Annotated in this window: 22 protein-coding genes, 1 pseudogene and 1 riboswitch; of the genes and pseudogenes, 21 read left to right on the top strand and 2 right to left on the bottom strand. The window is 56.2% G+C overall.

Annotated features, from left to right (window positions below; genetic code table 11):
* The first annotated feature begins 46 nt into the window (after positions 1-46).
* The 19 genes and pseudogenes from H8696_RS06745 to H8696_RS06660 all read left to right on the top strand — a co-directional run bounded on the left by H8696_RS06745 (position 47) and on the right by H8696_RS06660 (position 17,336).
* Positions 47-838, top strand: a complete 792-nt coding sequence (locus H8696_RS06745; RefSeq protein ID WP_249316167.1) for a peptidoglycan DD-metalloendopeptidase family protein — start codon at positions 47-49, stop codon at positions 836-838.
* On the top strand, positions 835-1,707 hold the full coding sequence (locus H8696_RS06740) for a M50 family metallopeptidase (protein WP_249316166.1): 873 nt from the start codon (positions 835-837) through the stop codon (positions 1,705-1,707). The genes H8696_RS06745 and H8696_RS06740 overlap by 4 nt, the downstream gene beginning before the upstream one ends.
* Positions 1,708-1,787: 80 nt before the next feature.
* Positions 1,788-3,593 (top strand): TIGR03960 family B12-binding radical SAM protein, encoded by a 1,806-nt coding sequence (locus H8696_RS06735; RefSeq protein ID WP_249316350.1) that lies wholly within the window; start codon positions 1,788-1,790, stop codon positions 3,591-3,593.
* On the top strand, positions 3,584-4,264 hold the full coding sequence (locus tag H8696_RS06730) for a TIGR03936 family radical SAM-associated protein (RefSeq protein WP_249316165.1): 681 nt from the start codon (positions 3,584-3,586) through the stop codon (positions 4,262-4,264). Before H8696_RS06735 ends, H8696_RS06730 begins: the two co-directional genes overlap by 10 nt.
* On the top strand, positions 4,261-5,682 hold the full coding sequence (locus H8696_RS06725; RefSeq protein ID WP_249316164.1) for a ribonuclease E/G: 1,422 nt from the start codon (positions 4,261-4,263) through the stop codon (positions 5,680-5,682). Before H8696_RS06730 ends, H8696_RS06725 begins: the two co-directional genes overlap by 4 nt.
* 116 nt (positions 5,683-5,798) lie before the next feature.
* Positions 5,799-6,107 carry a 50S ribosomal protein L21 gene (gene rplU / locus H8696_RS06720; RefSeq protein ID WP_249316163.1) on the top strand — a complete coding sequence of 103 codons (309 nt, stop codon included), beginning with the start codon at positions 5,799-5,801 and terminating at the stop codon, positions 6,105-6,107.
* On the top strand, positions 6,107-6,439 hold the full coding sequence (locus tag H8696_RS06715; protein WP_249316162.1) for a ribosomal-processing cysteine protease Prp: 333 nt from the start codon (positions 6,107-6,109) through the stop codon (positions 6,437-6,439). The genes rplU and H8696_RS06715 overlap by 1 nt, the downstream gene beginning before the upstream one ends.
* Entirely contained in the window at positions 6,440-6,730 is a 291-nt protein-coding gene (gene rpmA, locus H8696_RS06710; protein WP_249316161.1) for a 50S ribosomal protein L27, read from the top strand.
* A gap of 57 nt (positions 6,731-6,787) precedes the next feature.
* The gene (locus H8696_RS06705; RefSeq protein ID WP_249316160.1) at positions 6,788-7,633 is read left to right on the top strand and encodes a DNA-3-methyladenine glycosylase family protein; all 846 of its coding nucleotides are present in this window, start codon (positions 6,788-6,790) and stop codon (positions 7,631-7,633) included.
* Position 7,634: 1 nt separating this feature from the next.
* The gene (locus tag H8696_RS06700; RefSeq protein ID WP_249316159.1) at positions 7,635-8,045 is read left to right on the top strand and encodes a DUF3842 family protein; all 411 of its coding nucleotides are present in this window, start codon (positions 7,635-7,637) and stop codon (positions 8,043-8,045) included.
* Positions 8,046-8,063: 18 nt separating this feature from the next.
* A complete protein-coding gene (trmL, locus tag H8696_RS06695; RefSeq protein ID WP_407926374.1) occupies positions 8,064-8,552 on the top strand; it encodes a tRNA (uridine(34)/cytosine(34)/5-carboxymethylaminomethyluridine(34)-2'-O)-methyltransferase TrmL in 489 nt (162 codons plus the stop codon).
* Between the two features lie 94 nt (positions 8,553-8,646).
* Positions 8,647-10,254, top strand: a complete 1,608-nt coding sequence (locus H8696_RS06690; RefSeq protein WP_249316157.1) for a Na/Pi cotransporter family protein — start codon at positions 8,647-8,649, stop codon at positions 10,252-10,254.
* Positions 10,255-10,330: 76 nt separating this feature from the next.
* Positions 10,331-11,308, top strand: coding sequence for a 3'-5' exoribonuclease YhaM family protein (locus H8696_RS06685; protein ID WP_249316156.1), 978 nt, complete (start codon positions 10,331-10,333; stop codon positions 11,306-11,308).
* A 96-nt stretch (positions 11,309-11,404) separates the two neighbouring features.
* Complete coding sequence (locus tag H8696_RS06680; protein WP_407926371.1) at positions 11,405-12,595, top strand: phosphoglycerate kinase; 1,191 nt, start codon at positions 11,405-11,407, stop codon at positions 12,593-12,595.
* Between the two features lie 59 nt (positions 12,596-12,654).
* A complete protein-coding gene (gene tpiA / locus H8696_RS06675; RefSeq protein ID WP_249316154.1) occupies positions 12,655-13,407 on the top strand; it encodes a triose-phosphate isomerase in 753 nt (250 codons plus the stop codon).
* Positions 13,408-13,417: 10 nt separating this feature from the next.
* Positions 13,418-14,959: a 2,3-bisphosphoglycerate-independent phosphoglycerate mutase gene (gpmI, locus tag H8696_RS06670; protein ID WP_249316153.1), complete on the top strand. Its 1,542-nt coding sequence runs from the start codon at positions 13,418-13,420 to the stop codon at positions 14,957-14,959.
* 237 nt (positions 14,960-15,196) lie between these two features.
* Positions 15,197-15,259, top strand: a pseudogene (locus tag H8696_RS11400) (zinc-ribbon domain-containing protein); the annotation flags it as partial.
* 81 nt (positions 15,260-15,340) lie between these two features.
* Positions 15,341-16,528, top strand: a complete 1,188-nt coding sequence (locus H8696_RS06665) for a hypothetical protein (protein WP_249316152.1) — start codon at positions 15,341-15,343, stop codon at positions 16,526-16,528.
* Between the two features lie 226 nt (positions 16,529-16,754).
* A complete protein-coding gene (locus tag H8696_RS06660; protein ID WP_249316151.1) occupies positions 16,755-17,336 on the top strand; it encodes a hypothetical protein in 582 nt (193 codons plus the stop codon).
* Positions 17,337-17,396: 60 nt separating this feature from the next.
* Here H8696_RS06660 and dapB read toward each other — a convergent pair whose 3' ends face one another.
* Positions 17,397-18,620, bottom strand: a complete 1,224-nt coding sequence (dapB, locus tag H8696_RS06655) for a 4-hydroxy-tetrahydrodipicolinate reductase (protein WP_249316150.1) — start codon at positions 18,618-18,620, stop codon at positions 17,397-17,399.
* A 13-nt stretch (positions 18,621-18,633) separates the two neighbouring features.
* Positions 18,634-19,515, bottom strand: coding sequence for a 4-hydroxy-tetrahydrodipicolinate synthase (gene dapA, locus H8696_RS06650; RefSeq protein ID WP_249316149.1), 882 nt, complete (start codon positions 19,513-19,515; stop codon positions 18,634-18,636).
* A gap of 82 nt (positions 19,516-19,597) precedes the next feature.
* A riboswitch (Lysine riboswitch) is annotated at positions 19,598-19,769 on the bottom strand.
* 101 nt (positions 19,770-19,870) lie between these two features.
* Between dapA and H8696_RS06645 the strand changes: the two genes are divergently transcribed.
* Positions 19,871-21,007 (top strand): M20 metallopeptidase family protein, encoded by a 1,137-nt coding sequence (locus H8696_RS06645; protein ID WP_249316148.1) that lies wholly within the window; start codon positions 19,871-19,873, stop codon positions 21,005-21,007.
* Between the two features lie 52 nt (positions 21,008-21,059).
* A complete protein-coding gene (locus tag H8696_RS06640; protein WP_249316147.1) occupies positions 21,060-21,215 on the top strand; it encodes a small, acid-soluble spore protein, alpha/beta type in 156 nt (51 codons plus the stop codon).
* Positions 21,216-21,225: the final 10 nt, after the last annotated feature.

Below are 21,225 nucleotides of genomic sequence, written 5' to 3'. Positions count from 1 at the left end.
AAGCTTCCCGCTCATACAATACGGTGTATGGGAGGAGGGAGCCGGTATGGATTCGGGCTATTCGAAGCTGCCGCGGATGAATGTGGTCCCCGTAAGTCAGGGGCCCGCCAAGGGGGAGCTTCCAAGTTTTAAAAAGCGGACGGAGGAGAAAAAGAGCTCGGCAGAGCGGACCGGAAGGTTTCCGCGGACGAGTCGAAAGCGCTCTGGCAGAAGGATGGTGCGGGCCGTTCCGGTGCGCGCCCGAAGCGGTGCGCAGCGGGCGGGCACGGTTCAAATGATCTATCCCGGCTCCAGCATTCTGCTGAAAATGGGGATCTGTGCGGTGGTTCTGGCTTCAGTGCTCATCTTCAAGAGCATCGAAACGCCGGCCACCCAGTCCATTGTGGACGGCCTTCGTTCGGCGCTCACCTACGATGTGGCCATTGACCGCAAACTGGGTCAATTGGAGTTTGTGCAAAACTATCTGCCCGGCGTAGCGGCTGTGTTTAATGGCGGCTCGTCCTGGGTTCTGCCCGCTGAAGGCACGGCCACCAAGGTCATGGAAAACGGCGAAGCCAATGCCATGGCGATTGCCACCACGCCGGGCGCCATGGTCCGCTCCGCAGCCAAGGGAACGGTGAAGGCCATTGGCAATGGCAGGATCGTGGTGGATCATGACGGCGTGGAGCTCGCTTACGAGGGCATGGCTACGGCGGCAGTCCATGTGGGGGACAGCGTGGATCTGGGACAGCGGCTGGGCGGTTTGGGTGAAGAGCAGAGCATCCTCACTCTCCGGGCGACAAAGGACGGCGAAGCTATGGACACGCTGAGTCTGTTCCAGCAAGAGGTAACCTCGTGAAACTGGGGAATCTATTGGGTGTGGACATCTATGTCCGACCCCTTTTTTTTATCGTATTGGTGCTGCTCAGCATCCTTGGATTTTTTCATGATCTGGTGGTGGTTTTTCTCATCATTCTTGCCCATGAGGCCTGTCATGCCTTGGCGGCCCGGGCCCTGGGCCTCACGGTGCTGTCCATCGAAATCTTGCCCTTTGGCGGCGTGGCCCGCATCGAAGGGGTTTTTGAGGCGGGTCCGGTGAAGGAGATGCTGGTGGCCATAGCGGGCCCGTTGTGCAACCTGGTGCTGGCCGGCATTGCGGTGCTTATCCATCTATACTTTCCCATGAATCCTGAGACCCTGTCCAGCTGGGTGAACAAAAATCTGGTGCTGGCCGGCATCAATCTGCTGCCCGCCCTGCCTCTGGATGGAGGCCGCATCTTAAGAAGCGTGCTTTCCTTCTTCATGGGACCGCAGACGGCCACCCGGATCGCTATCGTCATGGGTTACGTCTTTGGGGGGCTGCTGCTCGCTTTATGCGGTTATCTCGCGGCGGCAGGCCAGTACAACGTCACCCTCATTCTCTTCGCCTTTTTTCTGTTCCTGGCGGCCCATGGCGAACACCGAAAGGCGCCCTATCTCCTCGCCCAGAATTTCATGGGCAAGCGGGATCTGCTCCGAAGGTCCAAGGTGCTCCCTGCCCGCCAACTGACCGCATTGGAGGATCAATCCTTGGGCGGATTGACCCGAAGCTTCCTTCCGGGACGCTACACCACCATTCAGGTGCTGGATGACAGGATGCGCATCCGGGGCAGCGTTACCGAGGGCGATGTGCTTCAGGGCATCTCTCAGTATGGCGCGGAGGCACCGGTGGGGAGGCTGCTCCATTGACCGTAGCCCAAAACCGTGATACATTTGACAATAAGATTATTTACGAAAGAGGGAGATCTTTGTTGGATCAGCGGGCCTGGATGAACCGGGTGGAAAAACCGGCGCGGTACATCGGGCGTGAATATAACAGCGTGCTAAAGGACCCGGCGGGCAAGATCCGCTATGCCTTTTGTTTCCCGGACGTTTATGAGGTGGGCATGAGCCACCTGGGCACCAAGATTTTGTACCACACGATGAACGAGCGGGAGGATACCTACTGCGAACGGGTCTTTGCACCGTGGGTGGACATGGAGAAGTATCTGCGGGAGACGAAGACGCCCCTGTGGACGCTGGAGACGGGCACGCCTCTTGCCGGAATGGATCTTATCGGCTTTACCCTTCAATATGAAATGACCTACACCAACCTCCTCAATATGCTGGAGCTGGGCGGTGTTCCTTTGCTGGCCCGGGACCGGAAGAGCGGCCCCTTTGTGATGGCCGGCGGCCCTGTGGCTATGAACGCCGAGCCCCTTTCGGACTTCGTGGATTTCTTTGTGCTGGGCGACGGCGAGGAGATGAACCATGAGGTGCTGGATGCGTACCGGGACTGGAAGGCATCCGGCGCGCCCAGAGAGGCTTTTCTTGAGGCGGTGGCAGCAATTCGGGGCGTCTATGTGCCCTCCTTCTATGATGTGGACTATGACGGGGACGGCGTGATCCGTTCCATAAAGCCGAACCATCCGGCGGCTCCGGAGCGGATCAAGAAACGGGTGGTATGGGATCTGGATTCGGCCTATTTTCCTACCAAAGTGATCGTACCCTATACCGAGCCCATCCACGATCGAATCATGCTGGAGATCTTCCGAGGCTGCAGCCGGGGCTGCAGATTCTGTCAGGCGGGTATGATCTACCGCCCGGTTCGGGAGCGTTCCTTGGACCGGCTGATGGAACTTGCCGGGGAACTGGTGAAAAACACCGGTTATGAGGAGATCTCCCTCACCTCCCTCAGCTCCGGAGACTACTCCCGGCTGCTGGATCTGGCCCGGGGACTCATGGACCGGTTCTCGGACAAGCAGGTGGCCCTGTCTTTGCCCTCTTTGCGGCTGGATTCGGTGGTGAAGGAAGCCATCAACGAGACGCAGCGGGTCAGAAAGTCCTCCCTCACCTTTGCGCCGGAGGCGGGGACCCAGCGGATGCGGGACATCATCAATAAGAACGTGACGGAAGAGGATCTGATCAAGAGCGCCACGGATGCTTTTGAGGAAGGCTACACTTCGCTGAAGCTATATTTCATGATTGGTCTGCCGGGAGAGACGATGGAGGATGTGGCGGGGATCGCCGATCTCGCCCGGAAGGTGGTTGCCGCCTACCAGCCTTATCGAAGCAGGAATGGAAAGCCGCTGCGCATTTCCATCAGCACGGCGTCCTTCGTCCCCAAACCCCACACGCCCTTTCAGTGGTTTGGACAAAATACCCGGGCGGAGCTTGTGGAAAAACAGCAGTACCTGGCTAAGCTGCTGAAGATCCGGGGTGTGGAATTCAGCTGGCACGATCCCTCCACCAGTTTTCTTGAAGCGGTTTTTGCACGGGGCGACCGGCGGCTGGGGAAGACTCTGCTTCAGGCCTTCAAAAAGGGCTGCCGTTTTGACGGCTGGATGGATCAGTTCCGCCTGGATCTCTGGGAGGAAGCTTTCAAGGAGACGGGCATTGATCCCGCTTTTTATGCCAATCGCACATTCGGCTTTGAGGAAACACTTGCCTGGGACCATCTCGATATGGGCGTGGACAAGGCGTTCTTCAAGCGGGAATGGGATAAGGCCATGCGGGGAGAGACTACGCCGGACTGCCGCGGAGGCTGTCTTGGATGTGGCTTTACCAAGTGGGAGGAGGGCTGTCCATGCGCATGATTGCGAAGTTTGAAAAGGGAAAACCCATCGCAGCCGTGGCTCATCTGGATCTCATGCGCACCTTTCAGCGTGCGTTTCGGCGGGCGGATGTGCCCATGGCCTTCTCCAAGGGGTTTCACCCCCATCCACTGCTCTCCTTTGCCCAGGCCCTGTCGGTGGGACTTGCTTCGAAGGGTGAATATCTGGATGTGGGGCTTGAAGCCCCCATGGATCCCGAAGATTTCAAAGGGAGGGTCAACGCTGTTTTGCCGCAGGACCTTCGTATCCTTTGCGCCGCGGCGGTTGAGGAGGGCTATCCTGCCCTCATGTCCCGTGTGGACCGGGCCCGCTATCGGGTGGAGGATGTACCAAAGACCTGGGCCGATGTCCTCGGGAGCTTTCTGGACCAAAAAACCATCGAAATTACGGTGGAGAAGCGGGATAAGCGTGGAGTGAAGATGAAGGACGTATCCCTCCGGGACGGCATTCATGAAATGACGATGGAGGGAAATACGCTTTATATGCTGCTCTCCTGCGGAAGCCGGAAAAATGTGGCGCCCCTGTGGGTGCTGAAGGCACTGGAAGCGCATTCGGGAGTGCCCATGGGGGATCCTTTTATCATCCGCGAGGACCTGATGGCCCTTCGGGGGGATGCTATGATATCGCTATTTGATTTGGAGGCCAAGGCATGAAAAGCCTTTTGATGGAACAAAACCCCTTTTTCTTCCGCATGGCGCTGGTGGAGAACGGGGAGCTGACGGCATACCGCCAGCGGCTGGCCAACGAGGGCATCCGCCAGGGCTCGGTGTATCGTGGCCGGGTGCGGGATGTAGTGCCCGGCCTTGCGGCGGCCTTCGTGGATATCGGATGGCCGCAGATGGTCTATCTGCCCCAGGATGAGGCCGATCCCAGCGGTAAGACGGAGGTGCCCATTCAAAAGCTGCTTCGGCCGGGCGACTATGTCACCGTGCAGATCAAGCGGGAAGGTCACGCCCAAAAGGCACCTTTGGTGAGCCGGAGACTGCGCCTTGAGGGTAAGGCGGTGGTGCTGATGCCTACCGAGGATAGGATCGGCGTATCCCGCAAGATTGAGGATCCTGCCATTCGCCGGGAACTCTACGCTTTCTTGGAGACGGTGAAGCCGGAAGGCATGGGTTTGATGGCCCGTACGGCCGCCGCCGATGCGGCAAGGACGGATATTTCCCAGGAGATTGACCGGCTCATGGAGGAATGGCTGGAACTGGACGGCCGGCTGAAGGGCGCGCCGGTGGGTGCGGTGGGCCGAAATGAACGAAACTTTGCCTGGGTGGTGGACGCCTGGGAAAAGGGGAAATATGAGAAGGTCATTCTGCAGACCAAAGAGGGTTATCAAAACTTTTTGCAGTTCCAGGACCGGTATGATTTAAAGATCCCCATGGAACTTTATGAGGGAAGGGGTTCACTGTTTGGTCAATACGCCGTGGAGGAGCAGCTGCTGAGGGCGATGAGGCCGAAAATCTGGCTGGATGCCGGCGCCTATCTGGTGGTGGACTACACCGAGGCGATGACAGTGGTGGATGTGAATACCGGCAAATTCGTGGGCAAGCGGGTACAGTCGGACACCACGCTGCAAACCAACCTTCAGGCCGCCCGAAAGATCATCCGGCTCATGTCCCTGCTCAACTGGGGCGGTATGATTCTGGTGGATTTCATCGATATGCCGGAGGAAGCCCATCGGAAAAAGGTGATGGATGTGATGGAGAATGCGGCCAGGGAGGAGAATCTGGGTCTTCATGTGCTGGGCTTCACCCAACTGGGCCTTTTGGAAATGACGAGAAAGCGACGGGGGGATCATCTGGTGCGGGCCTTGGCGGAGCCCTGTCCCCGATGCGGCAAAGGCAGAATCACAGATTGGATCTGGCAGGCGGCGGAGGCTTGGCGGCAGCTCGGAGAATATTTTAAAACAACAAGGGCAAAGAAGGCCGTACTACATCTGCCCCAGAAACTGAAGGACCTCGAACGCTTCGAACCGCTCATTAAGGCTATTGAGGCCACTTGGCCGGAATGCGGGGTCTCTATCATGGTGGACCGTGAGCCGGGTACAAGCCTTGTCCGGGTGGGCGAAAGTTGACAAGCGGCCTGCAATATGCTATCATCAATCGGTAAACGCTCGGAAAAGGTCTAAATCCGTCCATAGGGCGGTACCTTTGTTTCGGCGAATAAGACAGAAGGAGGTGCTTTTCGCGAATGTATGCCATTATTGAAGCGGGCGGAAAGCAGTATCGTGTCCAGGAAGGCGACGTGGTTTACGTCGACAAGCTTAAAGCTGCTGCCGGAGACAACATCGATTTCAAAGTTCTCATGCTGGGCAAGGATGACGGCGCCGTGGTCGGTTCGCCCTACGTTGAGGACGCCAAGGTTACCGGCAACGTGGTCGGCGATGTGAAGGGCAAGAAGATCATTGTTTTCAAGTACAAGCCCAAGAAGGATTATCGCCGCAAGAAGGGTCATCGTCAGCCCTACACGAAAGTGGAGATCAAGAGCATCGTTGGCTGATGGTCACCGTTGAAGTTTTAAAAGGCCGCAGGGGTTTTGAGGGTTATCGGGCCTATGGCCACGCCGATTATGCCGATGAAGGCATGGATATCGTGTGCGCCGGGGTGTCGGCCCTGACCCAGAGCACGGCCATGGGACTTGCAGAAATCCTTGAAATTTCCGTGGACTGTTCCATTGAGGATGGATTTCTCAGTTTAAGGCTTCCTGCGGGATTGAAGCAGGAACAGCGCCGGGATGCCCAGCTGCTCATGGAGACCATGATGCTCGGGCTTCGGCGGATGGAAGAACAGTATTCTGAATATGTGCGTGTCGTGGAAAGGACGGTGGAATAGATGATCCGTATGAATTTGCAGCTTTTTGCGCATAAGAAAGGTGTGGGTAGCTCCCGTAACGGTCGCGACAGCGCGGCGCAGCGGCTGGGCACCAAGCGCGCCGATGGCCAGTTTGTGCTGGCGGGCAACATTTTGGTGCGGCAGCGTGGCACCAAGATCTATCCCGGCAACAACGTGGGCATTGGTTCCGATGACACCTTGTTCGCTTTGAAGGACGGCGTGGTGCGTTTTGAGCGCAAGGGCCGTGACAAGAAGCAGGTCAGCATCTATCCGAAAGAAGCTGCCCAATAAGGGATTCATAAAAAAACCACGGTGTTCTGCCGTGGTTTTTTTCGTATGAGGTGAAGGATGAAAACAGTGGTGTGGGGGCCCGGCGTCAAGGTGACCGGGGTTCAACATTTTGATCTGGAAAAGACCCTGTTTTGCGGGCAGGCCTTTCGCTGGACAGCGGAGCGGACCCGCTTTTTCGGTGTGGCCCGGGGGAGAGCGCTGGAGGCCTGGCAGGAAGAGGATAGCATTTTCCTCAGTCCCTGCACTCTGAAAGAATTCGACGAAATCTGGCAGGAATACTTCGATCTCAAACGGGACTACGGGCGCCTCCAGTCGGAGGCCCGGGCCTTTGTGGGGGACGAGATCCTGCCTGATATTCATATTCTGCGCCAGCCCCTTTTTGAAACGCTGATCACCTTCATTCTGTCGGCGAACAATCATATTCCCAGGATTCGGGGGCTGGTGGAGCGGCTGGCTGAGCGGGCCGGAAAGCCGATTCCCGACTGGCCGGGGGCTTACGATTTCCCCGGACCGGAGGATCTGGCCGGCCTGTCCGAGGCGGAGCTGAGGAGTCTGGGTTGCGGATACCGGGCGCCCTTCCTGGCGGAGACGGCTCAAAGGGTGATGGAGGGCTGCCTTGAGGGCGTGGGGGAACTGCCCTATGACGAGGCCAAAAAGCGGCTGATGGCGCTGCCTGGGGTGGGAGATAAGGTGGCCGACTGCACACTGCTCTATGGCGCCGGCTGCATGGAGGCCTTTCCCGTGGATGTATGGGTCCACCGGGCTCTCAAAGAACGCTGGGGCGTGGAGGGAAGCCGGCCCAAACTGGCGCTGGAAGCGCGGAAACGCTTTGGCGTCCATGGTGGGTACCTGCAGCAGGTCCTATTCTATGAGAGCCGACAGGCGGGCGGGAAAGGAGCTTGACATGGTAGCGGTAGTGGATGGTCAGGGCGGCGGACTGGGCGCCCTTCTGGTGGAAACGATCAAAAGAAGATATCCTGAGCTGGAGGTTGTGGCGGTGGGCACCAATGCCCTGGCCACATCAAGGATGCTGAAAGCAGGCGCCGACAGCGGAGCTACGGGGGAGAACAGTGTTGTGGTGGCGGCTGGACGGGCGGACGCCATTCTGGGTCCCATGGCCATCGTGCTGGCCGATGCTATGATGGGGGAAATCACGGCAAAAATGGCGGCGGCGGTGGCCCGGGCCCGGGGAGAGAAGATTCTGGTGCCCGCCTCCCGTAGCTGCGGCGTGCTTCTTGCGGGCATGCCGGACATGCCTCTGCCGAAAGCCGCGGAAGCGGCGGTGGATGAGCTTGCCCGGGCCCTTGAACTTTAAGGAGGCGGGAAAATGGCTATGCATGTGGTCCTGGTGGAACCGGAGATTCCCCAGAATACTGGCAATATTGCAAGGAGCTGTGCTGCCACGGGGACGGTCCTTCATTTGGTCCATCCGCTCGGCTTTGAGATCAGCGATAAACAGGTGAAGCGGGCTGGGCTCGACTACTGGCATCTGGTGGAGATTCATGAACACCAAAGTTTTGCCGAGGTGTACGAGGCCAACAGCGGGCATCCTTTCTTTTTTTGCTCCACTAAAGCGTCCAAAAGCTATGCGGAGGCCACTTTTCCGGACGGGAGCTTTCTGGTCTTTGGCAAGGAGACGAAAGGTCTTCCCGAGGAGCTTTTGCGGGAACATCTTTCGGAATGTATCCGCATTCCCATGCGGGAGGGTGCAAGATCCCTTAATCTCGGTAATTCGGTGGCCATCGTTCTTTATGAGGCGCTGCGCCAGCACGACTTTGCCCATCTTATGAAAGCGGGGAAATTGGCGGCTGAATTCAAGTGACATAATATTTTTATTGAAGAAGAATGATTGACGGCTTGTCCCTTTGTTTTTTATAATCTAAAATGAGGTTGAATAGCTTAAAGGGAGGGCAGCAATGAGCATTTTTGATGTTTTTGCGCTATGCGGCGGCCTGGGACTGTTCCTATACGGCATGAAACTCATGTCGGAAGGATTGGAGCAGGTGGCGGGCGACCGTATGCGGCGTTTACTGGAGGTGCTGACCAACAATCGCCTGATGGCGGTTGGAGTGGGCGCTCTGGTGACAGCGATCATCCAATCGTCCAGTGCGACCACCGTTATGGTCGTAGGTTTTGTCAATGCCGGGCTGATGAACTTGATGCAGGCTGTGGGCGTGATCATGGGTGCCAATATTGGTACAACGATTACGGCTCAGCTCGTGGCATTCAAGCTCACCAAGATTGCCCCGGTTTTTTTATTGGCCGGCGTCCTTATCATTCTGTTTAGTAAGAAAAAGACGGCTCAGCGAGTGGGCCAGATCATTGCCGGATTCGGTATCCTGTTTGTGGGCATGGAATTTATGGGTACGTCTATGGAACCGCTACAGGACAGCGAAGCCTTCCGAAGCTTCATGGTTAACTTTCAAAATCCCTTGATGGGCATTCTGGCTGGCGCGGTTTTTACGGCGGTCATCCAAAGCTCCAGCGCTTCGGTGGGCATCCTGCAGGCCCTGGCCATGCAGGGGCTGATCGGAATTGATTCGGCTATCTTTGTAATCCTGGGCCAGAACATCGGTACCTGCATCACGGCCATCATCTCCTGCATTGGCACCAACAACACCGCTAAACGAGCGGCCATCATCCATTTGCTGTTTAACCTGGTGGGTACGATTATCTTCCTGCTCATCCTGACCTTTGTCCCCTTTACCGACTGGATAGCCTCCATGTCCCCGGGGGATACGGTGCGGCAGATTGCAAACGCCCATACCATCTTCAATATCGTGGTTACCGTGCTCCTCTTTCCCTGTGCCAATCTGCTGGTTTGGCTGTCCAAAAAGATCATTCCTGGCGAAGATCCGCAGACCGAGCAGCTTCGGCTGAAGTATTTGGACGAACGTATCCTGGAAACCCCCGCCATCGCGCTCGCCCAGGTGTATAAGGAGACCGAGCGCATGGGCCGGATCGCCAAGGAAAATGTCAACGTGGCTATGGAGGCCTTCTTCACGAAAAATGAGGCCCTCTTTGACGACGTGGAAAAGCGGGAGAAGGTACTCAACTATCTCAATCATGAGATTACGTCCTACCTGGTGAAGTTCAACACCCTCCATGCCGGTACGCCGGAAGGTGAAGTGATCGGCGCTTTGTACCATGTGGTCAGCGACATGGAAAGGGTGGGCGACCACGCGGAAAATATTGTTGAATATGCGGAAAGCCGGGCTCAGGGGGTGTCCATATCCGACGCGGCTATCGTGGAGCTGAAGGAGATGGCGGAGCTGGTGGACCGCATTTTGGAGGAAGCGCTGCTCATCTTCCACACCCGTTCCAAGGAGAGCACCAATGTGATCAACCCCATTGAGGAACGGATTGATGAGATGAAGGATTCTCTGCGGAACCGCCATATCGAGCGGCTGAACCGCGGCGAATGCACGCCACGAAGCGGTATGATTTTCCTGGATCTCGTGACCAATCTGGAACGTATCGCTGACCATGCCACCAATATTGCCTATTCGGTGCGCGAGATGTAGCAGAAAACAAAGCCGGTCCCCAGTGGACCGGCTTTTTTACGATGTAGTATAATGAATGGAAAAGGGGGAAACTGAAATGAAACAGGAAGCCTTGAAGAACCTAAAGGATGGTGCGCGGTTCACGGGGTTTGTGCTGGTGCGCCAATGGCAGAAAAAAACGGCCAAGAACGGTTCCTCCTATGTGGATATGGTTGTCGGGGACCGCACGGCCAATCTGCCCGCCAAGATTTGGGATGCCAAGCCCGCCGATGAAGTGGCGGCGGGGGAGGTGATCAAGGTGCGGGGAGCGGTGCAGGCTTACAAGGGCCAGCCGCAGATTATTGTGGAGCTTTGGCGAAAGCCCTCGGAGCAGGATCAAAAGGAATATGATCTTGAGGAGCTGGTGCCCACGGCGCCGGTGGAGGCGGGCAAGATGTTCGCGGAGATGAAAGCATATTGCGCCAGAATTGGTGATGAGGATCTTCGGGCGCTTGCCGGAGAGCTCATTGAAGAGCACAAGGACAAACTCATGTATTTCCCGGCGGCCATGAAGGGCCATCATGCCCTGCGGGGCGGTCTTTTGTATCACACCACCACCATGCTCCACGCGGCTGAGGCCATGCTTGGCATCTACAGCTTCCTCAATGCCGACCTGCTTTACGCCGGGGTTTTGGTCCATGACCTGGCCAAGATGGAGGAGATGGACGCGGATGAGACGGGCAGCGTGGGCGCCTACACCGTGCGGGGGACGCTTCTTGGACACATCAACGACATGGTCGCCCAGATTGCCCTTGCAGCGGAACGGGTGCATGCAAGGCAGGAGGCGGTTACCATGCTTCAGCACATGGTCCTCGCTCATCACTACGAACCGGAGTACGGCAGCCCCAAGCGGCCCCTCTTTCCCGAGGCGGAACTGCTCCACCATCTCGATATGATTGACGCCCGCATGTATGATATGCACAGGGCCCTTGAAGGCGCCGAACCCGGCGGTTTTTCCGAGCGGCTTTGGTCCATGCAGAACCGTCAGCTTTACCGCAGCCCGGATTTTTACCGCGAGGAAGAGGAAAATCGTTAATTTTGTGTCATTCTGTCCAAATTCCCTTGCCAGAAACCTGGAAACCCCGTTATAATAGAACTACAATCTGAAGAAGGCAGCGTCGCTGGAAGGAGAGTGTATTCAATGAACAAGAAGACCATTGATGACATCGATGTCAAAGGCAAAAAGGTACTGGTTCGCGTTGATTTTAATGTACCGCTGGATGCGGACCGCAATATCACCGATGAGACCCGCATCAAGGCGGCTCTTCCCACCATCAAGACTTTGCTGGACCGGGGCGCGGCCGTCATTCTGTGCTCCCATCTTGGCCGGCCCAAGGGCGAATTCAACATGAAGTATTCGCTGGAGCCGGTGGCAAAGCGGTTGAAGGAGCTGGGGCTTCCCATTACCTTCGCCAAGGATGTGATCGGCGAAAGCGCCAAGGCCGCTGTAGCCGCGGTGAAGCCGGGTGAGGCTGTACTGCTGGAGAACCTCCGCTTCCATAAGGAGGAGGAAAAGAACGATCCCGAATTTGCCAAGACGCTGGCGAGCTTCGCGGATGTCTTCGTCAACGACGCTTTTGGCACGGCTCACCGTGCCCATGCTTCCACCGAGGGCGTGACCCACTATCTGCCTGCCGTTGCTGGATACCTCATCGGCAAAGAGCTGGATGTGATGGGTAAGGCGCTGGAGAATCCCGCCCGTCCCTTCGTGGCCGTGCTGGGCGGCGTGAAAGTTTCCGACAAAATCGGTGTGATCAATAATCTTCTGGAGATGGTGGACACGCTTATCATTGGCGGTGCCATGTCCTACACCTTCCAGCGGGCCAAGGGCGGCAAGGTTGGCAACTCCGTTGTGGAGGAGGACAAGATCGAGCTGGCCAAGGAGCTCATGCAGAAGGCCAAGGATAAAGGCGTAAATCTGGTTCTGCCCGTGGACAACGAGGCGGCCCAGGAGTTCAAGAACGACACCATGCGCATCACCGTGCACAGCATGGATATTCCCGAGGGCTGGGAGGGCATGGATATCGGACCGGAAACCCGCAAGATCTTTGCGAGGGAGATCGCCAAGGCCAAGACGGTGGTTTGGAATGGACCCATGGGTGTGTTTGAATTCCCGAATTTCGCAGAAGGCACCCGTGCGGTGGCCCGGGCCATGGCGGAGGCCGATGCGGTTACCATCATCGGCGGCGGCGATTCGGCGGCGGCCGTAGAGCAGCTCGGGTTCGCCGATCGGATCAGTCATATCTCCACCGGCGGCGGAGCTTCCCTGGAATTCCTCGAGGGCAAGGTGCTCCCCGGTGTTGCGGCTTTGAACGACAAATAAATGAAGCACGATCGCGCCGCCCCTCGGGGCGGCGTTTCAACCGTTAAAAGGAGGTCATCATGAGAAAACCCATTATTGCTGGCAACTGGAAAATGAATAAGACCGTGGAGGAGGCCAAAGCCCTGGTGGCGGAGCTTATCCCCCTGGTCAAGGATGCAAAATGCGACGTGGTCGTCTGTCCCCCCTATGTGTGCCTGCCTGCCGTGGTGGAAGCGGTGAAGGGCACCAACATCGGCGTGGGCGCACAGAACGTTCACTTCGAGGAGAAGGGCGCCTACACCGGTGAGGTGGCTCCCGATATGCTGAAGTCCCTCGGGGTGCAGTACGTGATCATTGGTCACTCGGAGCGCCGCCAGTATTTTGCGGAAACCGATGAAACCGTCAATAAGAAGATTAAGGCTGCGCTGGCCCATGGGCTGACGCCCATCGTATGCGTGGGCGAAAGTTTGGAGCAGCGTGAAATGGGCATCACGAATGAGTTCGTAGCCTTGCAGACCAAGGCTGCGCTCTATGGCCTTGACGCCGCCGATGTGGGCAAGGTGGTCATTGCCTATGAACCCATTTGGGCCATCGGCACCGGCCGCACTGCGACTGCTGAGGATGCAAACGAGACCATCGGCGCCATCCGCCGGGCTGTGCGGGATGTATTTGGCGCCATGGTGGGTGATTCCGTTCGTATTCAGTACGGCGGCAGCATGAATCCGAAAAACGCCAAGGAACTGATGGCCCAGCCGGAGATCGACGGCGGCCTCATTGGCGGCGCCAGCCTCAAGGCCGAGGATTTTGACAAAGTCGTCAACTACGACAAATAGGAGACCAACTATGAAAAAAATGACTGCGCTTTTAATCCTGGACGGCTTTGGCATCAGCAAGAATGAGGAAGGCAATGCCATCGCCCAGGAGGGCATTCCCCATATTAAAAAATATATCGAGGAGTATCCCACCACCTCCATCCATCCCAGCGGTCTGGATGTGGGGCTGCCCCAGGGCCAGATGGGCAACTCCGAAGTGGGTCATCTCAACATCGGTGCGGGCCGCATCGTGTATCAGGAGTTCACCCGCATCAGCAAGGCTATCGACGATGGTGATTTTTTCACCAATCAGGCTTTCCTGGATGCGGTTGCCAGCGCTAAGAAAAGCGGGGGAAAGCTCCACTTGATGGGCCTGGTGTCTGACGGCGGCGTTCATAGTCACATGGATCACCTGGTGGCCCTGATCAAGTTCGCTAAGGACCAGGGCTTGGAGAATGTGTACGTTCACTGCTTCATGGACGGCCGGGATGTTCCTCCCTCCAGCGGCAAGGACTACATCGTTCAGCTGGAGGAGCGGATGCGTCAGCTGAACTTCGGCAAAATTGCCACCGTTATGGGCCGCTATTATTCGATGGACCGCGATAAACGCTGGGATCGGGTGCAGAAGGCCTACGATGCCATGGCTTTTGGCCGCGGCGTAACCGTGACCTCCGCTGTCGCCGCGATGGAGACCTCTTATGAGGCGGGGGACACCGATGAGTTTGTGCTTCCCAGCGTGGTTACCGAGGAAGGCAGGCCGGTGGCCACCATAACGGAGGGTGACTCGGTGATCTTCTTCAATTTCCGGCCGGACCGAGCCAGGGAGATCACCCGCGCCTTCATCGATCCGGATTTTGATGGATTTCCCCGGGATAAGGGCTATTTTCCCGTATTCTTTGTGTCCATGACCCAGTACGACGCCACCTTCACCAACCTGGAGGTTGCCTTTAAGCCTCAATCCCTAGCCAACACCTTTGGCGCCTATATCGCGGAGAAGGGCCTCGCTCAGCTCAGGATTGCGGAGACGGAAAAGTATGCCCATGTGACCTTCTTCTTCAACGGCGGCGTGGAGGAGCCCAATCCGGGAGAGGACCGAGTGCTCATTCCCTCGCCCAAGGTGGCGACCTACGATCTCAAGCCGGAGATGAGTGCCTATGAAGTGGCGGACGCCGCGGTGGAGCGGATTGAATCGGGTAAGTACGATGTGATGATCCTGAACTTTGCCAATCCGGATATGGTGGGCCACACCGGCGTGATGGAGGCCGCCATGAAAGCGGTGGAGACGGTGGACAACTGCACCTTCAAGGTGGTTGAAGCCATCCGGAAGATGGGCGGGACGGCGCTTATCACCGCGGATCACGGCAATTGTGAACAGATGGTCGATCCGGTGAGCGGCGGTCCCTTCACGGCCCATACCACCAATGAGGTTCCTCTCATTTTGGTGGATGACAGCCGTAAGGACGCCAAGCTCCGCAAGGACGGCCGGCTGGCCGATCTGGCGCCCACGCTGCTGGATCAGTTGGGGCTGCCAAAACCTGCCGAGATGACCGGTGAGAGCTTGATCGAGAAATAAAGGACCTATGGTGCAAAAGGGTATGTAACGCAAGTTACATACCCTTTTTTTGTGAGGAAACAGATACATGTAATTGACGAGTGCACCCCTAATAGCTATAATAAAATAGGCCTGAATTCTAGGGTATTTTTGGAATTTTAACAGTTTTATGTTGAATTTTGTTTGGAAACGGTAGGTCTAAATCGGCAGTTCAACTAGAGATAATTTAAATATAAGGAAAAAGGAGGAAGCAGAAAAATGTTTTGCCCAAACTGTGGAAAGCAACTTCCAGATGATGCCGTATTTTGTGACCAATGCGGCGAAAAGATCAGCCCCGCAGAGGGGCCACAGCCCATTCCGGCGCCTCCCCCGACGGAACCTCGAAAAGGGGAGGAGAAAAAGGTGTCTCAGTTTATAAAGAAGAAAGGGAAGATCCTTGGAATAATATGCGCCGCAGTGGTGATTGTCGCCGCGGCGGTGATATTTTTGGCAACGCGGCCGCTGACGGTGGAATTGAACGATTATATCACGGCAGAGTTTTCCGGATACGATACCATGGGGGATGCTTTTTATCAGTTTGATGAGGAAGCGTTCTGCCAGGATTATGCCGGTAAGATCAAATATCGGGCGGGCGGCGATGTATCCTCCCTCCTCGATGATGAAACCATTTGCCAGATGCTGGTTCAGGAATGCATTGCGGGTGATCTGAGCGAAGATACGGATCTTTCCAATGGGGATGAGATCAGCTACCTGTGGGAATGTGATGACGATATAGCAAAAGAGCATTTTGGCGTCCAATTGGTGTACGAGAATTTGACCTTCACGGTGGAAGGATTGGAAGCGGCCGCAGAGGTGGATCCTTTTGAGGATGTAGAGCTTGTTTTCAGCGGGATCGCACCAAACGGGGAGGTAAGCTTTGTCAACAATTCCGAGGAGTCCTTCGCATATGACCTGCAGTATGAGGTGGAACCCTCCAATGGCCTGAGCAATGGTGATACCGTTACCGTGTCGCTGCTGCAGGCGGAAAGCCAGGAGGATCGGGCGTATTACCTTCGCAGCTATGGTGTGATGTTTACGCAGACGGAAAATACATACACCGTGGAGGGCCTTGGTGCCTTTGTGAGTGAGCTGTCCGAGATAGATGAGGCCGCCCTGGAAGAAATGCAGGCGCGGGGAGAGGATGCCCTGCGGGCCGAAGCGGCTAAGGATTGGGATGAGTTTGTGTCCTTGGACAATATGAGCTATCTGGGCAGTTATCTTTTGACGGCAAAGGATGCGGATGAAGAGCCGAACAATGTGCTTTATCTGGTCTATCAGGTCCAAAGCACCATCAACGTCCCGGAGGAGGAACTGCAGGAAAGCTTTACCTATTATTACACCGTGAGTTTTGAAAACCTGGTTGCTGAAGCGGATGGAACCATGACAGTCGATCTTGGGAATTACAGAACTTCGAGTGATCAGTTCTGGAAGGAGCTGGGCACTCAAAGATACTACTACCATGGCTATGCCGACCTGGATACATTGCTTCGGGAATGCGTTTCCGTGAATGTGGACCGCTATTCCTATGAGACCAACATAATGCCAGAATAAAACAAATACAATACCGGAAAGTGAGGGATAAAGGATGGCATTTTGTAGATATTGTGGGAGGAAGCTGGAAGAGGGGGAGGCCTGTACTTGTCAGAATCAGGCCGAAGCAACGAGTTCGTCGGTGAAAGCGGAGGTCGTTTTGGGCCAAGGCAAACAGGCCGCAGGCGCTGCATGGGGGGAATTTGTCCGTTTGTTGAAGGCGCCTGTAAGCTACGGAGAATCGTATGTGCGCAAAGGAAATTGGGTCACGTCCTTGATTTTCCTGGTGCTGCAGGGAATCTGCTCAGGATTATTTGCCGTCTTCTTTGTTGGAAAGATCAACGGCCTGATCGGCCTAGGCGGATCCATGACCGGAGGGCTGAAGTTCTCGGGTGCGGGCGCCTTTTTCCTGACGCTATTGTATTCTCTCATCCTGTCCGCAGTTTTAGCCGGGCTCTATCTGGCCGGCGCGAAGCTGCTGAAGGGGCAGGTTCGCTTTCAAGAAGCGCTCAGCATTGTGTCCATGCGTTCGGTTATTTTGGTACCAGTGACCCTGGTGAGCTGCCTGGTATTCTTGATCAGCATCTCAGCGGGAATCGTATGTTACTACTGTATGGGGTCGCTTGCTGCGGTGGTCTTTTTGATGGTTGGAAGCCGGGGCATTGCTGAAGTGAACTCCGACCGCAGGATTTACCTTACGGTGGGCGTTCTGATTGCCTTTGTGGTGGTGTTTTTTCTGTTTGCCTCCTGGGTACTGCCCAGCTACGTTCCGTCTTCGGTAAGGGAGCTCTCCTCTTTAGGAGGAATCATGAACTCTTTCATGCCATAAAAAGAAGGATAAAAAACGTCGGACTGGAAACAGTCCGACGTTTTTTAGTCGCGCTTTATATCATGCGAGAGAATAGGCCTTTGCGATGAGGTCTGTCGCCTCGTACTCGTCGGTCTCGTCAATGATGACGGAGATCTTGGTTTCGGCGGTGGTGACCAGTTTGGTCTGGATATTGTGCTGAGCGAGGAGCGCAAACATATTGGCGGCCACACCGCTCTGACGCTCCATGCCCATGCCTTCCACGGTGAGCTTGACGGCGCTGCCCATGATGTCCAGCCGCATGCCCGGATTCCGGGCGTTGAAGGGCCGGAGCACTTCAAAAGCCTGGGCCAGATCCTGATCGCTCATGCTGAAGGAGAGGCTGATGGTTCCGGCCACCGGAGCCGTCTGACTGATCATATCGATGGAGATGCCCTGCTCCGCCAGAGCGCCGAAGATGTCCGCCAAGATTTTGGGATCATGGGGAAGCTTGTTCAGCGTCACAATAGCCTGATGCTGGTCGGTGTAGAGATGGGTGACCGTGCGTTCGCCGGAGATCATATCCTGCATGTCATAGAGCTTGGGAGGCCGGCCCTTAATATAGAGGGCGGCCCGGAGCGCTCCCTCGGCAAATACCCTGCGGGAGAGTGCGTTGTGACTGAGGGCTATGATTTCCGTATCACTGATGAAGGAAATTTCATGATCTCCCACGATGGACCCGCCCCGCACAGCATGAATGCCAAGTTCGCTCTTTTGCCGTTTCTCCGTTTGGCTGTGCCGGCCATAGACGTACTCTTTCTTATGGGAGAGCACATCGTTGATGGAGTCGGCCAAGGCCAAAGCGGTGCCGCTGGGCGAATCCAGCTTTTGATTGTGATGACGCTCCACAATTTCGATATCGAAAGTATCCCCCAGAAATTGAACCGCCTGCTGGGCAAGATTCTGTAAAAGATTGATGCCAAGGGACATGTTGGCCGAACGAAAAACGGGGATATCCGATGTGAAGGAGCGGATGTATTCCAGCTGTTCCGGGGTGAATCCGGTGGTCGCGATAACAGCCCCCATCTTTTTGGCTTTGGCGTAGGGCAGCACCTCGGTGATGGAGCCGGGCCGTGTGAAATCGATGATGGCATCGGCGGGCTCGGAAGCCTCCTCAAGCTTGGTATAGACCGGGAAGGGCCAATCGAGGAGATCCTTATTCAAATCCACACCGGCGGCCACCTGAAAACGCTTGCTGCGAAGAGCAAACTCTGCCACTGCCTGGCCCATGCGGCCGTTGACGCCGTTGATGATAATTCTGGTCATATCAATACCTCCTTTAAATGAGACCTGCGCGCTTTAATGCACCCTCCACCTTGGGCACGGCGCCTTGGGAAAGAGGGGTAAGAGGCAGGCGGACCGGTCCCACCTCAAAGCCCATCATGGCCATGGCGGCCTTGACGGGGATGGGATTGACTTCGCAGAAAAGGGCATCACTGAGGTCGGCGGCGGCGTACTGCAGTTCCATGGCCTTCTTCGTGTCTCCCTCAAGGAAAGCCATAACCATGTCATGGGTGAGTTTCGGCGCCACATTGGAGACCACGGAGATGACGCCCTTGCCGCCCACCGACAGGATGGGCACCACTTGGTCATCGTTGCCGCTGTAAAGATCCATATTGCGGCAGGAACGGGCCACGTTTACGATCTGGGCGATGTTGCCGCTGGCCTCCTTGATGCCGCGGATATTTTTGTGCTCCCCGAGCCGGGCCATGGTGGCGGGCGCAATGTTGAGGCCGGTGCGGGAAGGCACATTGTAGACGATCACGGGGATGTCGATGGCCTCAGCAATGGCCGTGTAGTGGGCGATGAGCCCTTCCTGAGTGGCCTTGTTGTAGTAAGGAGTCACGATGAGTACTCCATCCGCTCCCATTTTTTGCGCTTCCAGCGAATTCTCAATGGATTGGGCGGTGTTGTTGTTGCCCGTGCCGGCGATGACAGGAATTTTTCCCTTCACCCGGTCGATGGCACAGCCAAGGGTGTCCAGCTTTTCCTTTGACGTCATGGTGGAAGCTTCGCCGGTGGTGCCCGTGATGATCAGGGCGTCGGTGCATCCGTTCAGCTGGAAGTCAATTATTTTTTCCAGGGCATCAAAGTTTACACCCTTGCCGTCCGCTGTAAAGGGGGTGACCAGTGCGGTTCCGCTGCCAGTGAAGATACTCATCTACTCCAAATCCTTTCTTTTGGGTATTAAAAAAACAGTGCTGTGCACACTGTTCACGAGATTTCAACAAAATATATACTCGATCACAGATAGCACTCCATCTTAAAGATGACAGTCATACCGCTATTTACGGCATGCCCAGTTCGGAGCCCAGCGCCTGCTCTTCCCTTCGGCGGTTTTGCCTTTCCATCGGCGTCCTCCGGCGGCTGCACCGTCGGCCGTGTACTTTTCAAACCCGCGCCTCAATCTGTTGACCACATCATAGCATCCTTCATCCGCCATGTCAACCGTCCACCGGTGGCATTCCCATTAAAGTTGTGATAAGATAGAACTAAAAATTGGGAGGATTTTATTCATGGATTATTGGCTTCAGGAAGCGACTCGCATTCGCCGAGAACTCCATCAAATCCCCGAACTCGGTTTTGAAGAGCGGGAGACCCAGGCTTATATCCTGAAGGATCTGAAGGCCCTGGGCTGTTTCGAGATCTCCGTTATCGCGGATACGGGCGTAAAGGCGGTTTGGCGGCATCCCGGCGGCGGGCGGCGTACCATTGGATTTCGAAGTGACATTGACGCGCTACCGCTGACCGAGGAGACGGGGCTCCCCTTCGCATCCCGCCATCCTGGCCGGATGCATGCCTGCGGCCACGACGGCAACATGACGTCTTTGCTGCTTTTTGCCCGGTGGATCCAAAAGAATGAGGAGAAAATCAACTGCAACATTGTGCTGCTGTTTCAGCCTGCGGAGGAATCGGTGGGCGGCGCAGTACGGATGATCCGCGAGGGCGCGCTGGAAAACCCCCGGCCGGACGAGATATATGCCATGCACCTGGTACCGGTCATCGATGAGGGAAAGCTGGGCGTCAGGGCCGGCGCCACCCAGGCCTCCGTATCTGATTTTGATATCACAGTAACGGGCGTGGGCGCCCATGCGGGGATGCCCTACAAGGGCGTGGACGCCATGCTCGCCGCGGCTACGCTGGTGACCCAGCTGCCTTCGGTGATCACCAAGAGCGTGGACCCCGTGGAAGCGGCGGTCCTGGCGGTGGGCACCCTTCATGCGGGGACCAAGCGAAATGTGATTGCGGACAAGGCTGTTCTTGAATGCACCCTTCGGACCTACAGCGAGACGGTGTACAAAACCGTGCATCAGCGGATTCGCGGCCTGCTGCAGGGGCTTGAGGCGGCCTATGGCGTGAAAACCGATCTTACGGAGCACTTCTACTGCCCGGAGGTCTATAATGACCCCGGCGTGGTGGAACGGCTGCTGCCCTTGCTCGAGGAAGGCGTGCGCATCGAGCAGGAGCCCTCCATGGGCGGGGATGATATGGCGGAAATGTTCCGTGTGGTGCCCGGCGCGCTCATCCGGGTGGGCTGCCGCAGCGAGGCAAAAGGCTATACCAAGGTGCTTCACACCACGGAATTCAATTTTGATGAGGCTATGCTCCTCCCTGTGGTGAAGATCTATGCCAAGCTGGCTATGCGGGGGTAGGGGTATAGACCTCCCTTCTTTCTTCAATACTAGCCTAAGAGGAGGCTGGATGATGAAGGAAGATTTGCAGCAGAAGAGGCTGAAATATGAGATCGCTGAGGAACTGGGGCTTTTGCCCAAGCTGCTTGAAAAGGGCTGGGCCGGTCTGACCGCGAAGGAAAGCGGCATGGTGGGCGGCCTGATGAGCAAGCGAAGCGGTAAAAAATAAAGGAGCGATG

The organism is Gehongia tenuis, from assembly GCF_014384795.1.
Taxonomy (GTDB): domain Bacteria; phylum Bacillota; class Clostridia; order Christensenellales; family NSJ-53; genus Gehongia; species Gehongia tenuis.
Note: the sequence above shows the minus strand (reverse complement) of the source record. Positions and strands in the feature narration are given on the sequence as shown.

Excerpts from the sequence above, each read along its gene's own strand:
- H8696_RS06745 (WP_249316167.1), top strand. The coding sequence starts at position 47 with ATGGATTCGGGCTATTCGAAGCTGCCGCGGATGAATGTGGTCCCCGTA.
- H8696_RS06735 (WP_249316350.1), top strand. The coding sequence starts at position 1,788 with ATGAACCGGGTGGAAAAACCGGCGCGGTACATCGGGCGTGAATATAAC.
- H8696_RS06730 (WP_249316165.1), top strand. The coding sequence starts at position 3,584 with ATGCGCATGATTGCGAAGTTTGAAAAGGGAAAACCCATCGCAGCCGTG.
- H8696_RS06725 (WP_249316164.1), top strand. The coding sequence starts at position 4,261 with ATGAAAAGCCTTTTGATGGAACAAAACCCCTTTTTCTTCCGCATGGCG.
- rplU (WP_249316163.1), top strand. The coding sequence starts at position 5,799 with ATGTATGCCATTATTGAAGCGGGCGGAAAGCAGTATCGTGTCCAGGAA.
- H8696_RS06715 (WP_249316162.1), top strand. The coding sequence starts at position 6,107 with ATGGTCACCGTTGAAGTTTTAAAAGGCCGCAGGGGTTTTGAGGGTTAT.
- rpmA (WP_249316161.1), top strand. The coding sequence starts at position 6,440 with ATGATCCGTATGAATTTGCAGCTTTTTGCGCATAAGAAAGGTGTGGGT.
- H8696_RS06705 (WP_249316160.1), top strand. The coding sequence starts at position 6,788 with ATGAAAACAGTGGTGTGGGGGCCCGGCGTCAAGGTGACCGGGGTTCAA.
- H8696_RS06700 (WP_249316159.1), top strand. The coding sequence starts at position 7,635 with ATGGTAGCGGTAGTGGATGGTCAGGGCGGCGGACTGGGCGCCCTTCTG.
- trmL (WP_407926374.1), top strand. The coding sequence starts at position 8,064 with ATGCATGTGGTCCTGGTGGAACCGGAGATTCCCCAGAATACTGGCAAT.
- H8696_RS06690 (WP_249316157.1), top strand. The coding sequence starts at position 8,647 with ATGAGCATTTTTGATGTTTTTGCGCTATGCGGCGGCCTGGGACTGTTC.
- H8696_RS06685 (WP_249316156.1), top strand. The coding sequence starts at position 10,331 with ATGAAACAGGAAGCCTTGAAGAACCTAAAGGATGGTGCGCGGTTCACG.
- tpiA (WP_249316154.1), top strand. The coding sequence starts at position 12,655 with ATGAGAAAACCCATTATTGCTGGCAACTGGAAAATGAATAAGACCGTG.
- gpmI (WP_249316153.1), top strand. The coding sequence starts at position 13,418 with ATGAAAAAAATGACTGCGCTTTTAATCCTGGACGGCTTTGGCATCAGC.
- dapB (WP_249316150.1), bottom strand. The coding sequence starts at position 18,620 with ATGACCAGAATTATCATCAACGGCGTCAACGGCCGCATGGGCCAGGCA.
- dapA (WP_249316149.1), bottom strand. The coding sequence starts at position 19,515 with ATGAGTATCTTCACTGGCAGCGGAACCGCACTGGTCACCCCCTTTACA.
- H8696_RS06645 (WP_249316148.1), top strand. The coding sequence starts at position 19,871 with ATGGATTATTGGCTTCAGGAAGCGACTCGCATTCGCCGAGAACTCCAT.
- H8696_RS06640 (WP_249316147.1), top strand. The coding sequence starts at position 21,060 with ATGAAGGAAGATTTGCAGCAGAAGAGGCTGAAATATGAGATCGCTGAG.